Source organism: Salinispora pacifica DSM 45544, assembly GCF_000378845.1.
GTDB lineage: Bacteria > Actinomycetota > Actinomycetes > Mycobacteriales > Micromonosporaceae > Micromonospora > Micromonospora pacifica.
This window is the reverse complement of record NZ_KB905359.1, coordinates 148,192-162,598: the sequence shown is the minus strand read 5'-3', so window position 1 is coordinate 162,598 and position 14,407 is coordinate 148,192. Positions and strand designations below refer to the sequence as shown.

Annotated in this window: 13 protein-coding genes; 5 read left to right on the top strand and 8 right to left on the bottom strand. The window is 70.8% G+C overall.

Annotated features, from left to right (window positions below; genetic code table 11):
• Positions 1-38 precede the first annotated feature (38 nt).
• Both SALPAC3_RS0100600 and SALPAC3_RS0100595 read left to right on the top strand, forming a co-directional pair.
• Complete coding sequence (locus SALPAC3_RS0100600) at positions 39-662, top strand: DUF998 domain-containing protein (RefSeq protein ID WP_018219321.1); 624 nt, start codon at positions 39-41, stop codon at positions 660-662.
• 138 nt (positions 663-800) lie between these two features.
• Complete coding sequence (locus tag SALPAC3_RS0100595) at positions 801-1,196, top strand: VOC family protein (RefSeq protein WP_018219320.1); 396 nt, start codon at positions 801-803, stop codon at positions 1,194-1,196.
• On the opposite strand, the gene SALPAC3_RS0100590 is transcribed toward SALPAC3_RS0100595, so the two are convergent.
• Together SALPAC3_RS0100590 and SALPAC3_RS0100585 are read right to left on the bottom strand one after the other, a co-directional pair.
• Positions 1,185-1,850: a helix-turn-helix domain-containing protein gene (locus SALPAC3_RS0100590; protein WP_018219319.1), complete on the bottom strand. Its 666-nt coding sequence runs from the start codon at positions 1,848-1,850 to the stop codon at positions 1,185-1,187. The genes SALPAC3_RS0100595 and SALPAC3_RS0100590 overlap by 12 nt on opposite strands.
• A gap of 61 nt (positions 1,851-1,911) precedes the next feature.
• Positions 1,912-2,352 (bottom strand): cupin domain-containing protein, encoded by a 441-nt coding sequence (locus SALPAC3_RS0100585; protein ID WP_018219318.1) that lies wholly within the window; start codon positions 2,350-2,352, stop codon positions 1,912-1,914.
• A 171-nt stretch (positions 2,353-2,523) separates the two neighbouring features.
• Here SALPAC3_RS0100585 and SALPAC3_RS0100580 point away from each other — a divergent pair, with 171 nt between their 5' ends.
• Both SALPAC3_RS0100580 and SALPAC3_RS0100575 read left to right on the top strand, forming a co-directional pair.
• The gene (locus SALPAC3_RS0100580) at positions 2,524-3,018 is read left to right on the top strand and encodes a response regulator transcription factor (RefSeq protein WP_018219317.1); all 495 of its coding nucleotides are present in this window, start codon (positions 2,524-2,526) and stop codon (positions 3,016-3,018) included.
• Between the two features lie 182 nt (positions 3,019-3,200).
• The gene (locus SALPAC3_RS0100575; RefSeq protein ID WP_018219316.1) at positions 3,201-4,058 is read left to right on the top strand and encodes an SDR family NAD(P)-dependent oxidoreductase; all 858 of its coding nucleotides are present in this window, start codon (positions 3,201-3,203) and stop codon (positions 4,056-4,058) included.
• Here the strand turns inward: SALPAC3_RS0100575 and SALPAC3_RS0100570 are convergent.
• Together SALPAC3_RS0100570 and SALPAC3_RS0100565 are read right to left on the bottom strand one after the other, a co-directional pair.
• Positions 4,009-5,631: an MFS transporter gene (locus SALPAC3_RS0100570; RefSeq protein ID WP_018219315.1), complete on the bottom strand. Its 1,623-nt coding sequence runs from the start codon at positions 5,629-5,631 to the stop codon at positions 4,009-4,011. The genes SALPAC3_RS0100575 and SALPAC3_RS0100570 overlap by 50 nt on opposite strands.
• 37 nt (positions 5,632-5,668) lie before the next feature.
• Positions 5,669-6,337, bottom strand: coding sequence for a DUF899 domain-containing protein (locus SALPAC3_RS0100565; RefSeq protein WP_018219314.1), 669 nt, complete (start codon positions 6,335-6,337; stop codon positions 5,669-5,671).
• Positions 6,338-6,466: 129 nt separating this feature from the next.
• On the opposite strand from SALPAC3_RS0100565, the gene SALPAC3_RS0100560 reads away from it, so the two are divergent.
• Complete coding sequence (locus tag SALPAC3_RS0100560; RefSeq protein ID WP_018219313.1) at positions 6,467-9,787, top strand: AfsR/SARP family transcriptional regulator; 3,321 nt, start codon at positions 6,467-6,469, stop codon at positions 9,785-9,787.
• A gap of 1 nt (position 9,788) precedes the next feature.
• Here SALPAC3_RS0100560 and SALPAC3_RS0100555 read toward each other — a convergent pair whose 3' ends face one another.
• The 4 genes from SALPAC3_RS0100555 to SALPAC3_RS0100540 all read right to left on the bottom strand — a co-directional run bounded on the left by SALPAC3_RS0100555 (position 9,789) and on the right by SALPAC3_RS0100540 (position 14,236).
• Positions 9,789-11,474 carry a M16 family metallopeptidase gene (locus SALPAC3_RS0100555; protein WP_018219312.1) on the bottom strand — a complete coding sequence of 562 codons (1,686 nt, stop codon included), beginning with the start codon at positions 11,472-11,474 and terminating at the stop codon, positions 9,789-9,791.
• Positions 11,471-12,415 (bottom strand): hypothetical protein, encoded by a 945-nt coding sequence (locus SALPAC3_RS0100550; RefSeq protein ID WP_018219311.1) that lies wholly within the window; start codon positions 12,413-12,415, stop codon positions 11,471-11,473. Before SALPAC3_RS0100550 ends, SALPAC3_RS0100555 begins: the two co-directional genes overlap by 4 nt.
• Positions 12,416-12,533: 118 nt before the next feature.
• A complete protein-coding gene (locus SALPAC3_RS0100545) occupies positions 12,534-13,787 on the bottom strand; it encodes a TIGR04053 family radical SAM/SPASM domain-containing protein (RefSeq protein ID WP_018219310.1) in 1,254 nt (417 codons plus the stop codon).
• A complete protein-coding gene (locus tag SALPAC3_RS0100540) occupies positions 13,784-14,236 on the bottom strand; it encodes a hemerythrin domain-containing protein (RefSeq protein WP_018219309.1) in 453 nt (150 codons plus the stop codon). Before SALPAC3_RS0100540 ends, SALPAC3_RS0100545 begins: the two co-directional genes overlap by 4 nt.
• Positions 14,237-14,407 lie beyond the last annotated feature (171 nt).

Genomic DNA, 14,407 nt, shown 5'->3' with positions numbered 1-14,407 from the left:
CCAGTGCGAGGCCCGCCGGGACGCGCTGGACTTGCCGAATGGGTATACACCGCCTTGGCGCTCACAGCTGGCTGCTCGCCGCCCCGCTCTTCCTCGCCGCAAACCTGACAATCGGTTTGGCCTGGCGGCAGCCACGGTTCAGCTGGAGCACCAACAACATCAGTGACCTGGGCAATGTGACCTGTGGGAGGTGGGACACCACCCGCCCTCGTGAAGTGTGCTCGCCCTGGCATGTCGCGATGAACAGCGCCATGGTCAGCACCGGGGTACTGCTCGCACTCGGCGTCTTTCTCACCTGGTCAGCGCTGGGACCCGGAATCGCCGCACGGACCGTGCAGCTGCTGACGCTCGCCGGCGCGAGCGGCTACGTCCTGGCTGGGGCCTACCCAGCGGATGTCAACGAGAACAAGCATTTCCTCGGGGCCATACTGATCTTCTTCCTGGCCAACGGCGGAATGCTCGTGGCCGCGCTGGCCCGCCGCTCACCGGTGCTGACCTCGATGCGCCCGCTCAGCCTCACCCTGGGCCTGGTCGGGTTGGGCGGTACAGCCCTGTTCCTGGCCCAGGTTGACCTCGGCATCGGCGTCGGCGGCATGGAACGGGTAGCCGTGTTCCCCCTGTTCATCTGGACATCCGCGGTGGCGGCGCGGCTCGCCCGGTGAGGCGGGGGTGTGACCCGCCACGTCGAAGCCGCGGCGCAGTGGAGCGGGGCAGCCGGGGTGTCCGCCCGGACCAGGACATTCCAGTGCCCGTCCGATTCGTTCAAGACGGAGCGGCGAGCCGCTCGTACCGTCGAGGTCATGGCACCCACCTTCAGCGCGATCGGCCTTGCGGTGGCCGACATGGCAGCATCTCTATCCTTCTACCGCCGACTCGGCCTGCCGTTTCCGGCCGGCGCGGAGGATGAGCCGCACGTCGAGGTGACCGTCTCCGGCGGCATCCGCCTCATGTGGGACACCCACGCCTCAATACGGTCGTTCGACCCCGACTACGAACCTGGACCGCCCTCCGGCGGTTGGGCCTTTCGCTGCGCGGACGCGGGCGAGGTGGAGAAGCTCCACGCCGACCTCGTCGCCGCCGGCTACCCGTCGGTCCAGGAGCCCTGGGACGCACCGTGGGGACAACGCTATGCACAGGTGCGTGACCCGGACGACAACGTCGTGGACCTCTTCGCCCAGCTCCCGTCACCCCAGTAGCGCGGTGAGCGGCACCCCGGCCAACGCCCGCACCTCGCGGGCGAGGTGGGCCTGGTCGGCGTAGCCCGCCTCGGTTGCTACCGACGCGAAGGGCTGACCGGTCCGCGCCAACGCGACGGCCCGCTGCATCCGCAGGATCCGGTGCAGGGTCTTCGGCCCGTAACCGAACGCGGCATTGCTGCGTCGCTGCAGCTGCCGGGAGCTGAGGCCGCAGCGCGCCGCGACCAGGCCAACGGACAGTCCGGCCCGCGCGGCACCGGCCAAGGAAACCAGCACCCGGTCGGTGCCGTGCCAGCGACGGCGCGCCGCGGCCGTCAAGGCGGCGAGCGGATCCGCCGCCTCGGCGATGGCGCGGACGGAGGCCGGCGGCCACACCGTTTCCAACGGCACCTGCCGATCGACCACCTCGCTGGCGGGTATGCCGAGCACGCCGGGCCCGGTCCCGGCACCGAAGCGCAGCGCGGCGTAGCGACTGCCCGGCGCGGAGGACGCCATCCGAGCGGACGTGTCCGGCCCCGCGACAAAGACCCCACCGTCCCGCCAAATCAGGTCGAGGCAACCGTCGGGCAGCACCCGTGCCGGAGCGCCACCCGGTGCCGTGACGCTACGCCACGCGACGACGTACGGCAGCGGCGAGGCTAGTTCTTCGTACACGCCCGCGATCCTCCTCCGCAGGTATGACGACGCGGCAGCCGCCGCTCCCCCGGCGAGACCCCTATTCCAGCTGGAAGTCAGCGAAGTCGAACCCGGGTGCCACCACACAGCTGACCAGGACCGGCTGATCACCGGTGGGGATCGCGGCCTGCCACGTCCCACCCGGAATCAGCACCTGCGGACGCTGACCGGCGGAGACATCCGCGCCGAGAGCAACCTCTCTGGAGTCGTCCGCCGGCTGCTGGCCAGAGCCGCCGAAGCGCAGCGTCAGCGGACCGCCCGAATGCCACAACCACAGCTCGTCCGAGCGCACCACATGCCAACGGGAGCGCTCACCCGGGTGCAGCAGGAAATAGATGGCCGTAGCCGCGCTCCGGCTGCCGTCGTACCCGGTGGGACGCAGCGTCTGGGTCGAGCGCCACGTCTCTCGGAACCAGCCGCCCTCGGGGTGGGGCGCGAGGTCAAGCAGTTCGACCAGCTCCGACCGCTGCACATCCGGCACGCGAAACTCCTCTCGCTGAGATGTCACCAGGGCGAAACCACGGGGACCTGGCACGAAGGCGACCGCCTGACGGTAACAGGGACGGCAGACGTACCACCAAGATCCGCGAGACAACCTAAGCGCATTTACGGTCACCACCAAGTGGCCGCTGGTCTAGGAGGGAACGCTGTCGTGACCGAGCCGCCCATCACGGTGCTCATCGCCGACGACCAGGACCTCGTCCGTACGGGATTCACGCTCGTCGTCAACTCCGCCGCCGGCCTGCGGGTAGTCGCCACCGCCGCCACCGGTGCGGAAGCGGTTGACCTCGCCGCCGCGCACCAGCCGGACGTCATTCTGATGGACATCCGGATGCCCCACACCGACGGTATTACCGCCACCCGGGCCATCCTCGCCGCCCCCGGGCCTCGCCCGAAGATCATCGCACTGACCACATACGACAGCGATGACTACGCGACCCGAATCCTCATTGATGACTTTACCGCCCGGGAGCGCGACGTCTTCCACCTGGTCGTGGCGGGAGCAAGCAACGCCGAGATCGCCCAACGGCTACACCTCGCCGAGGTCACGGTGAAGACCCACGTCGGCCGGGTGCTGGCGAAGCTCGGCGTACGGGACCGCGTCAACATCGTGATCTGGGCATACCGCAACGGCGTCGTCGGCTGACCCGGCGGCTGCCCACGATCCGTACCGCCCTCGGGCGGGACCCGGGGTCGGGCGGGACCCGGATCCCGCGACTCGGCGGCCGCGGAGCGGCTCACCGCGTACTGTCGGATGAACGGATGTCCATGGCAGGCACACCGCGTTTGCCGGACGGCCGGAAATCCCGTTCCGACCTGGGGTGAGCATTGAACACGAACCCGAATCGCTGCGTCCTGATCACTGGAACGTCCTCCGGAATCGGACTGGCCACCGCCATCGCCTGCGCCCGTGCGGGCTGGACGACCGTGGCTACGATGCGGGACACCACAAGGGCGGAGGCGTTGAACGCCGCCGCGGCGGCCGCCGGGGTGTCCCTGGATATCCGTGCCCTCGACGTCACCGACGAGTCGGTCCGGGACGGTATCGACTCGGTGGCGGCCGAGCACGGCCGGCTCGATGCCGTGATCAACAACGCCGGCGCCGCGTACCTCGGCACCGTGGAGAATGACGACCTCGCCGACATCCGCGCCTGCGTCGAGGTGAACTTCTTCGGCGTGATCCAGGTATCCCAGGCGGCGATGCCGCACCTGCGGTCCAGCGGCGGCCGCCTCCTGACCATCAGCAGCGTCGGTGGCAGTGTCGGGCAGCCCTTCAACGAGGCGTACTGCGCCGCCAAGTTCGCCGTCGAGGGCTTCATGCAGTCGCTGGCGCCGGTCGCCCGCACGGTCGGCGTGCAGGTTGGCATCATCGAGCCCGCCGCAGTTGTCAGCGAATTCGTGGCCAACGCCAACGTGGACATCCCGGCCATGGTGGCGCAGGCCGGGCCGTACGCGCCGGCGCTTACCGCGTACGTGCAGCGGGTCCAGGCGATGTACGAGGCGGACACCGGCAAGCCTCAAACGTCCGACGAGGTCGCAGCTGTGGTCATGGAGGTGCTGACCGCGCCGGAGCTGCCCTTCCGGACGCAGACCTCGAACGAGGCGCGGGACTTTGTGGGCCGGTCGCTGTCGGACCTCAATGGTTCGGCCGTCCTCGGGGAGACCCGGGGCTGGGTCGCCCAGTAGGGCTAACAGGCTCCCGCTCGATGTGCGGTGGGGGCGAGCCGGCGGAGGCCGGCCGCTCCGCCGTCGGACGAACCCGGCGCAGCAGCGACGCCGACACCACGGCGAGGAGCACCGCCAGCCCGGCGCTCACCCCGCCGGCGGTGTTGAAGCCACCGGTGAACGCGACCCGCGCCGCCTCCAGCAGCGCCGCGCCGGCCGGCTCGGGCAGCTGCTCGGCGACGACGGTGGCGCCGGCGAGGGATTCCGCAGCCGCCTCGCCGGCATCTCCTGGCAGGCCCACCGGGATGGCGGCGGCGACCGCACTGCGGTACACCGCTGTGCCGACGCTGCCCAGCAGCGCGACACCAAGCGCGACCCCGAGTTCGGTGCTGGTCTCGGAGATCGACGATGCGGACCCGGTCCGCTGTGGTGGAGCGGCCCCGATGGCCAGATCGGTGCCCAACACGGCCCCGGGGCCGAACCCGAGGTAGACCAGTACCAGGCCGAGCACTGCCAGGCCGAGCCCACCGGCGCTGCCCACCAGGCCGATCAGCGAGTAGCCGACCGCCGCGACCACCATGCCGCCGGCCACCACGTAGCCCGGGGTGACGCGCCGCGCGAGCAGCGGCGCCAGCATCGAACCGGCCAGCATGGCGATCGCGTACGGCAACATCCACAGGCCGGCTCGCAGCGGGGAGAGGCCCACGACGAGCTGGGCGTACTGCGCGAAGAGCAGGGCGATGCCCCCGATGGTGGTCCCACCGACCAGCATGATGAGCAGAGCCGCGCTGAAGGTGCGGTTGGCGAAGAGGCGGACCTCCAGCAGTGGGTGGGCGAGCCGGCGCTGCCGGCGGACGAAGACCGCACCGACCGCGAGGCCGACCATCATGGCCAACAATGGCGCCACGCCGAGGCCGTCCTTGGCCAACTCCTTGAGGCCCCAGACGACCGGTAGGACGGTGACCAGGGAGAGCACGACGCTCACCGGGTCCAGGCGGCCGGCTTCGGGGTTTCGGTACTCCGGCAACAGGACCGGCGCGGCGATCAGCAGTACGGCCATCACGGGTACGGCGAGCAGGAACACCGAGCCCCACCAGAAGGACTCGAGCAGGGCCCCGCCGATCAGTGGGCCGAGGATCGAGCCGATCATGAAACAGCTCATCCAGGTCCCGATGGCCACGGTACGCTGCTCCGGACTGCGGAACATGTTGCTGATCAGCGACAGGGTGGACGGCATCAGCGTCGCGCCGGCAACTCCCAGCAGCGCCCGCGTGCCGATCAGCATCTCGGCGCTGTTCGAGTACGCGGCGACGATTGAGGCCACGCCGAAGGCAGCGGCGCCGATCATCAGCAGGCGTCGTCGACCGATCCGGTCACCGAGGGTACCCATCGTGACCAGGAATCCGGCGATCATGAAGCCGTAGCTGTCCATGATCCACAGCAGTTGGGCGGCATCCGGCGCCAGGTCGGCGCTCAACTGCGGTAACGCCAGGTACAGCACGTTGAGGTCAAGTGCCAGCAGCAGCGTGGGCAGGGCGAGCACCGCGAGCCCCACCCATTCCCGCCGGCCAGCCCGGCTCTCGTTGATGTCCATCAAAGGATCCCGTCGGGTCCGCGCACCGGCCCCGGATCTACCCGTCGTAGTCGTCGTGCAGCCGCCACCAGCTGTACGGCGTGCCCTGCGGCCGCCCGCCCGGAGTCTCCTCCCAGGTCTCCTGCCGGCCCAGCGGAGTCAGGTCGAGCAGGGTCCAGTTGCTGCCGAGGGCCTCAACACCGCGCCCAGTGGTGAAGTACGTGCGGTACACCTCGTCGCCGTCGCGCAGGAAGACACTTAGGCCAAAGGACTCCCCCGCCTCCGACGTCAGCCCGAAGTCGGGGTTGAAGTCGGTGCCGTAGGACGAGTACCAGGGCAACGTCCAGCCCATCCGCTCCTGGAACGGCGTGATCTCGGCCCGGGGCGCCCGCGAGATCAACGCGACTGTGGTATCCCGTGCGTTCAGGTGAGCCGGGTGCCCGAGGTTGTCCACGAACATGGAGCAGCCCTCGCAGTGGTGCGACGAGTCGGGGGTGAGCATGAAGTGGTAGACGACCAGCTGCCGCCGTCCCTCGAACACGTCGGCCAGGCCGACCCGGCCGGCGGGCCCGTCGAAGACGTACTCCTGCTCGATGCGGGTCATTGGCAGCCGGCGGCGCTCGGCGGCGAGCGCGTCCCGGGCTCGGGTCGCCTCCTTCTCCTTGACCAGCAGCCGCTCGCGCGCGGCCTGCCACTCCTGGGCGGACACAACCGGTGGCAGGTTCACGATCTTTCTCCGTTCCTGGGGTGCGGCCGGTGGATCCCAGCCTCCTGGTCCACCCTGTCCGGCGGCACTCTCGGTCCAATCCCGGCGAAATCACGGTCCGTTGTCGGGGCCCTGGGCTACGGTGCCCCCATGCGCTTCGGGCTCCTCGGTCCGCTGGGTGTCTGGACGGCGGACGGCACACCGGTCACCGTGCCCGATCTGAAGGTCCGGCTCCTGCTCGCCACCCTGCTGGCCCACGAGGGGCAGCCGGTGTCGATCGACCGGCTCCGCGAGCAGGTGTGGACGGACCGGCCACCAGCCAACCCGACCGGGGCACTGCAGACGAAGGTCTGGCGACTGCGCCGTGCCCTGGACGCCGCGACCCCCGGCGCCCGCGACCGCGTGCTCTCCCACCCGCCGGGTTACCTGCTCCGGACGGGCCCGGAGCCGACCGACGCCGAACGGTTCACGGCCTTGCTGGAGCGGGCCGCCAACACCGCCGCCGCGCCCAACCGGGCCGCGCTCCTCGACGAGGCGCTCGGGCTGTGGCGGGGCCCGGTGCTGGCCGACTTCCCCGAGGCCCCGTTCGCCACGGCACTGGCCGCGCGGCTGGCGGAGCAGCGGTTGACCGCCATCGAGGACCGGGCCGAGGCCCGGCTCACCCTCGGCGAGCACCACCCGCACAGCGGGGAGCTCGCCGACCTGCTGACCCACCACCCGTACCGGGAGCGCCTGCGTGCCCTGCATCTGCGGGTGCTGTATCGCGCGGGCCGACAGGGTGAGGCGCTGGACAGCTACGACCGATTCCGTCGGCAGCTCGCCGACGAGTTGGGCGTGGATCCCGGTCCCGAGCTGGTCGCCCTCCACCGGGCGATCCTGTCGCAGGACCCGGCGCTGCTCGCCCCAACGGCGACGAGCAGCCCGGTCACCATCGCGCCACCGCCGCCGGGCGCGGTATCTCCAGCACGGGTGCCGGGAAACCTTCCCGTAGCGCTGACCGAGCTGATCGGCCGGGAGGAGGCGGTACGCGACCTTCACCGTCTACTCGATGCCGGCCGGCTGGTAACCCTGGTGGGCTCCGGCGGGGTGGGCAAGACCCGCATGGCGGTCGAGGCGGCCCACCAGGTAGCCGGGGCGTACCCGGACGGGGTGTGGCTGGTGGAGCTAGCGGCCCTGGAAGCCGACCCGGCGGTCCTGGCCGGGGCGATCCTCGCGGTGCTCGGCGTCCGCGAACACGCGGAGCGCCCGCCCGCCGCACCGCCCGCCACGCCGGCCGAGCGGTTGCTGGCGGCGCTACGTGGTCGCCAACTCCTGCTGCTCCTGGACAACTGCGAACACGTCGTCGAGTCCGTCGCCGAGCTGGCCAACCGGGTACTGCGACACGCGCCGGGCGTCCGCCTGCTGGCCACCAGCCAGGAGCCGCTGGGCGTCGCCGGCGAGCAGGTCTGCGCCGTACCTCCGCTGGCCCTGCCGGATCCCGCGGTCGGCGACCCGGTGTTGCTCGCCCGGGCGAGCGCGGTCCGACTCTTCGTCACCCGGGCGAGAGCCGCCGCGCCCGCGTTCGCGCTCGACGAGACGAACGCCCGGGAGGTCGCCGAGCTGTGCCATCGGCTCGACGGCATCCCGCTGGCGCTGGAGCTGGCCGCCACCCGGGTCCGCGCACTGGGAGTCCACGGTCTGCTGACCCGGATAGACGATCGATTCCGGGTACTGACCCGCGGGCACCGGGGCGCACCACCCCGCCAGCAGACCCTCCGCGCGATGATCGACTGGAGCTGGGAGCTGCTCGGCGAGCCCGAACAGCTTGTCCTGCGGCGGCTTGCGGTGCACGCCGACGGTTGCACGCTGGAGGCCGCCGAGGTGGTGTGCGCCGACGATGATCTCCCTGCCGAGCGGGTTCTCGACCTGGTGGCCCGCCTGGTCGACCGCTCGCTGGTGGTCCTGACCGAGACGCCGGTCGGGCCGCGGCACCGGCTGCTGGAGTCCGTGGCGGCCTACTGCGCCGAGCGGTTGCGGGAGGCGAACGAGGCGGCGACAGTCCGTCTCCGTCACCGGCGGTACTACACCGCGCTGGCCCGCCGGGCCGATGAGGAGCTGCGCGGCCCGAAGCAGCGGCAGTGGCTGGCCCGGCTCGACCAGGAGACCGCCAACCTGCGGCAGGCGCTGGACAATGCGGTCGCTGACGGTGACGCGGCGGGGGCACTCGACCTGAGCACCGCGCTGGCCTGGTACGGCTACCTGCGGGGCCGGCTGCGGGAGACGCGCCGATCAATCGAGGCCGCGCTCGCTGTCGCCGGTCCCGCGCCGGCGACGCCACGGGCCGCCGCCGCCTGCTGGCGCGCCGGACTGGCGCTGCTGGAGCGCGGCGGCGAACACGCACCGCTGGTTGCCCCCGCGCTGGGCGGCTGGCCAGCCGGGGAGGGGTTGGCGGCGCGGGCGCGGGCCGTGGCCTTCCTCGGGCTCGCGCTGCTCAACACCGGCGATGTGGCCAGCAGCAAGACCCTGGTCCACGAGGTGTTGCCGGAGTTCGAGCGGCTCGGCGACCGGTGGGGGGTCGCCGCCGCGCTGAGCCTGCGGGCGAGTCAGGCACTGGCTCACGGCGACCTGGCGGCGGTACGCCGGGACGGCGAACGTGCCGTCGCCCTCTTCCGCGAGTTGGGCGACCGGTGGGGCCAGTTGCAGGCGTCCTTCCCGCTCACCAACCGGGCGGAGGCCACCGGGGACTATCCGGAAGCGGCCCGGCTGCACCGGGAGGGCCTGGAGCTGGCCGAGGGGCTGGGGCTGTGGCTGGAGGCCGCGGACCGCCTCTCCGGCCTGGGCCGCATCGCGCTCCTCACCGGCGACTACGACCGGGCCCGCGAATTCCACGAGCGCGCGCTGCGACTGGCCGCCGCGCAGAGCTGCAAACCGGCGGAGCTGTACGCGCAGATCGGGCTGGGGCTCGGCGCCCGCCGCGAGGGCCGCCTCGCCGATGCGGAGCGGTTGCTACGGAGCGTCCTGGACTGGACTCGGCAGCCGGGCCTGGACGCCGACGTGGTGCGGGCCCTGCTCCTGGCGGAGCTGGGTTTCATCGCCGAACTGCAGGGCGCCGCCCCCGCCGCGGATTCCCTGCACGCCGAGTCGTTCGCCCTGGCGAGCGCCGTCGGCGACCCGCGGGCGCAGGCGCTGGCGCTGGAGGGGCTGGCCGGCGTGGCTGCCATCGACGGTCGCCCCACGCGGGCGGCCCGGCTGCTCGGCGCAGCGGCGATGGCGCGCGACTCGGTGGGCGCGCCACTGCCGGCCGGGGAGCGGGGAGACGTGGACCGAATCACCGCCGCCGCCCGCGCCGCGCTGGGTGCCCCGAGGTTCGCCGCGGAGTTCGACCGAGGCACGGGGCTGCGCCCCGAGCAGGCGTACGCCCCCTCCTGCGCGCACGGAGCTCACTCTGGGCAGGGGGCCGGTGCGACTCGGCCACCGGCGGACGTGGGGTGACTCAGTACGGCTCCTTCCAGGCTTTGACGACCGAACGGACGAGCAGAACGGGGCCCACCAAGCCGCCGATGACTGTTATCGCCCTCAGCTCCACCTGGCCGGTCATCGTGCCAATGAACATCGTCGCGGACAGGCCGACAACTCCGGCCGTGACGCAGCCGAGTGCGACGACGCGAGCCTTCTTCCGGGTGCTGAAACTGCGGAACCGACGGAAAACGCCGGGTCGCCGGGATACCGGGGGCGGCTGCGGGATCTCCGCCGGATCACGGGCCGGCAGCTCCACCCGAACCCGCGCGGGTACCGCCTGATCCACCGCTTGGGTGGGCAAGCCCGGATATAGAGTCGGTTCGAGGCGAACCGAGATGCCGTCCGCGCCAAGGAGTTGTCGGCCGCCGTCCGGCCAGGTGAGCAGCGCGGCACAGGTGTCGTAGTGGACGGTGACGAACTCGTCACTGTCGTTGCTGACCACGCTCACCCCATCGTTCCCGACGACGAGTCGCTGGGTCAGACCACCCTGCCCAGGATAGTCGGTGCCGGTAACGACTGCGGTCGACGAGGTCGGCGCAGCGACGAATCCGGCCCAGTCCGCGGTACGCCCACGCGGTGTCATCAGCAACGAGTCCGCGAGTACGTCGGTCGCGACCTCGTGCACCGCCTCCGGGGTAACCTCCTTCACCTGTCGTAGCAGGTCGTCGCTGGCGGTAAGGCCCTCCCCGGTGAGCACGTCGAACGCGGCCGAGGCCAGCCGGGCGCTGTCGACGTCCTCAGCGGAGAGCGCCTCCGTGGCCTTGCCGATCACCGCGGCGATGTTCGCCTCGTCAATCCGACCGACCCGAACCTTCGCCAGAACGTCAATGAATCCGCCGAGCACCGCATCCTGCTTCTCGGGCAGGGCATCGGCGAGTGCGGTTATGGTCGCGTACCCGTCGCCACGCGGTTCGTAGTTGGTGGCAGCGGTGTAGGACAGTCCGTCCCGTTGGCGCAGCGCCTGAAAGAGTTCCCGCTCCAGCGCCCCGGCGAACACGCTGGCGGCCACGCTACGGGCAGCCACGGCGTTGATGGCGGTCAGGCCGCCGGAGCCGGAGAAGAACGCCGGGGTCTGGGGCAGCGCCGACGACGGCGCTGGGACCGGCATCCGCTGGCCGGTTGGAAGGTCGATTCGCAGCCCGGCCGGTAGGTCCGCTCCCGCCAGCCACAGCACCGCGTTCTCCTTGGTGAAGTAGCGTCGGGCCCAATCCTGCAGGTCCTCCAGGGAGACCGCGTGCAGGCCCCACTCGGGATAGCTGAGCAGGCCGTGGCCGCGGGCGCCGTATCGCCACAGCGGCAGCTCGTCCAGGCTGGAGCCGGATTTGCTGTTCCACTCGGTCCGCAGGATCGCCTTTTCCGTCTCCACCCGACTGGCCGGCAGCTCACGCAGGCTCTTGCACACGCCCGTCAGGAACGTGGTGATGTCGTCAACCGACCCCTGTAGGTGAAAGTGGGTGACGACGCTACCGGTGGTGCCGTTGTAGTGATAGTCGGCGGTTCCCAACGGGTGTAGCACGAGATGCTCCAGCAGGTGGGTGATCCCACGCCGGGCCAGGGTCTCGTCGGCCTGACCAACCCGAAACATGAGTCCGGCGTGGGTGGGCCCCGTAGTCGGGGCGAGCAGCGCCGGCACCCCGTCGACCTCCAGCTGCCGGATCATCGCCAGTCACCTTTCGCCATCGCCTTACGGCGGAAGTCGTCAAACTCTTTCACCGGGTCATCGAAGTATCCCCAGACGCTTTCACTGACCAGATTGCCGACCGCGGCGAAGTACGGGGCCGCGAGGGCGTGGGCGCCGAGGACGCTGTAGATCAGCGCGAACCGGCTGACCGCGTCGACCCAGCCGTGTTCCGTGCCGAAAGCCGGATGCAGCACCGATCGGGCGGCAGCCTCGCGTAGCTCCTCCCGGACCCGAAGGTCCTTGCGGTAGTCGGCCCGTTCGGTGCCCGCCAGTTCGGTCAGGTGCTCGTAGTGGGCTTGGGCGACAAGACTGCCCTGTGCCGCGCCCTCCGGCGCAGCCAGCATCGCGTCCCAGGCGAAGGAGTGCATCCCGTGGTACGAACCACCCCACTTCGGACAGATCTGCTGTAGATACTGCAGCTGTCCCGGCAGGTGGTGCGGGTCGCCTTCGGCGAGCCGGTCGTAGCGGCGACGCGCCTCTGCCTGGCCGAGTTCGAGGCCTCGGGCGGTGAGAAGGCGGCAATACCAGATCGCCGGGTCACCCGGCTGGTACGCGGCGGCGTCGATCAACATCTGTTCGGCGCCACGCAGGATCCGATGGAACTCGCGGAACTGGTCCTGGCTGACGTACTGGGCCCGATAGCCGGTTCGTACCTCCCAGGCCTTCACGATCAGGCATTTGCCGAGCAGCGCGGCGGCGAGCCCGTCGGCCGGGTCGGCCTCGACCTGCCGCCGGGCGAGTGCCGCGGTCGGTGGCAGCGAGCCAGCGTAAACGATCATCTCGGTCCGGGTAGCCGGGCGCTGGCCGTCGACCAGGCGTCGCAGCGCGACCCAGTCACCATCCAGCACGCCAGCGCGCAGGTCGGAGAGCTCGCGATAGGCGGTAGCGAGGTCGGTGGTGAGTACGGGCGCGGTGGACATGCGGGGATCCTAAGCCGACTGCGACGCAACCAACCAACCGGATTGGCGGACCACCGGGCCACGTCAATTGATAGCGACCCGTTTCATTACTGTATTGCTCAATATGCGCCGTTGTCGGTCACAACTGCCCGGAAAGAGCCAGCTCCGTCTGGTATGGAAAGGAGCCGGGCTGATAGCCGCAGGACGGTTCCTCGGCCCAGATATCGCCGGTCACCGCGTACGCCCGGGCCCGCGATCCGCCGCAGGCGGTGCGAAACTCGCAGCCACCGCAGCGGCCACCGAGCCGCTCGGGATCACGCAGCGCGGTGAACAGCGCCGAATCCCGGTAGATGTCGCGGAGCGGTCGCTGCCGCACGTTGCCGGCCGCTACCGGCAGGAAGCCGCTGGGATGCACGTCGCCACGGTGGGACACGAAGACAAATCCGTTGCCGGCACTCACCCGTAGCGGCACCCGCCGGACCCGGCCGGCGGTACCGGTCAACCCGCGCGAATCGAGGTCGTCACGCAGGTGCCGGTACAGCCGCCCGAGGCCGAGGAGACGGACGTGGTCGTCGCCCCGCCGGGCCAGCGCCTCGCGTTGCAGGCAGACCCGGCGGAAGTGGTGCGCCTCGGTGGTCTTGACCGCGATGGTCTCACCGAGGTCGTACAGCACGTTGAGCACGTCCTCGGTCTGGGCGGCGTCCAGGCTCCGCAGTCCCTGACCCCGTCCGGTCGGGACGAGGAAGAAGACGCTCCAGAGCAGGGCGCCGTAGTCGCGTACCTGGGTGGCCAGCTCCGCCAGATCGTGGACGTTATCCCGGGTCACGGTGCTGTTGATCTGCACCTTGAGGCCAAGGTCGGCGGCGTCACGCCAGGCCTGCATGGTCAGGTCCCACACTCCGGGGACACCCCGGAAGCCGTCGTGTCCGGCGGCGGTGGCCGCGTCGAGGCTCAGCGAAACCGCCCGTGCCCCGGCTGCGCGCAGGGCGGTCAGCGCCGGACGGGTGAGGGTGGGTGTGCCTGATGGTGAGACGGACACCGGCAGGCCGAGCTCGGTGCCGCGCCGGACCAACAGCTCCAGGTCTGGGCGCTGGAACGGGTCCCCGCCCGTGATCACGAACAGCGGCGCGGGACGTCCGAACTCGGCAACCTGCATCATCAGTGCGGTGGCTTGTTCGGTGCTCAGCTCGGCTCGGTCCCGGTCGGGGCGGGCGGAGGCCCGACAGTGCAGGCAGGCGAGCGGGCACGCCTGGGTGGCCTCCCAGATCACGATGAAGGGACGTTCCCCGACGTTCTGCTTCGGTGTCCGCACCGGCGCGCCCGGGCCCCGGCGCGCTGCCTGCTTCCGGTTCGTCCCGATCGGGCGCTGCCGCTCGGTCCGCGGCGGCGTCATGCCTGTTGGGCCGCGGTGTTCGACTGCGGTGGGGTCAGCCGGTCCCAGGCGGACATCGGCAGCGCGATGACCGCGGCTGGGAACAGCCCGTGTTCCTCGTTGTCGATGTGCCGGTGCAGTCGGTCCAGAGCAGCCAGCACCGCCGGCCAGTCCGGTGCCGCACGGTCGACGTTACTGAGGACGCCGTGAATGTCGTCGTGCTCGTCGCAGAGCTGCTCCACCGCTTCGGTGAGGCTGCCCTCGGCACGCAGCTCGGGAAAGAGGCCGCGTTCCTCGGTTTCGGTGTGCGGCATCAGCAGCGTGAGCAGGTCGTCGAGGAGGTCAACCCGGTCGTCCGCGCCCACCGTGATCGCCGTACGCAACCGTCCGGCAGCGTTGGCGATCGCCTCGTGTTCGGCGGTCAGTTGCCCGATCAGCGGGAACTCCCGACAACCGCAGTAGTTACACATGGCCCCTCTCCCGACCGTGATGTGGGGGATACATCAACCTTGCCCTGATAAACCCGGAGCACCTAGGGCCGTTCGACCTGTCCCCGCCGGAGACAGGTCCCGGACACCCGGATTCGACGGCCGGTCCGCCCCGGACGGGGGCGGACCGGCCGTCGACTCACACTCGGGACC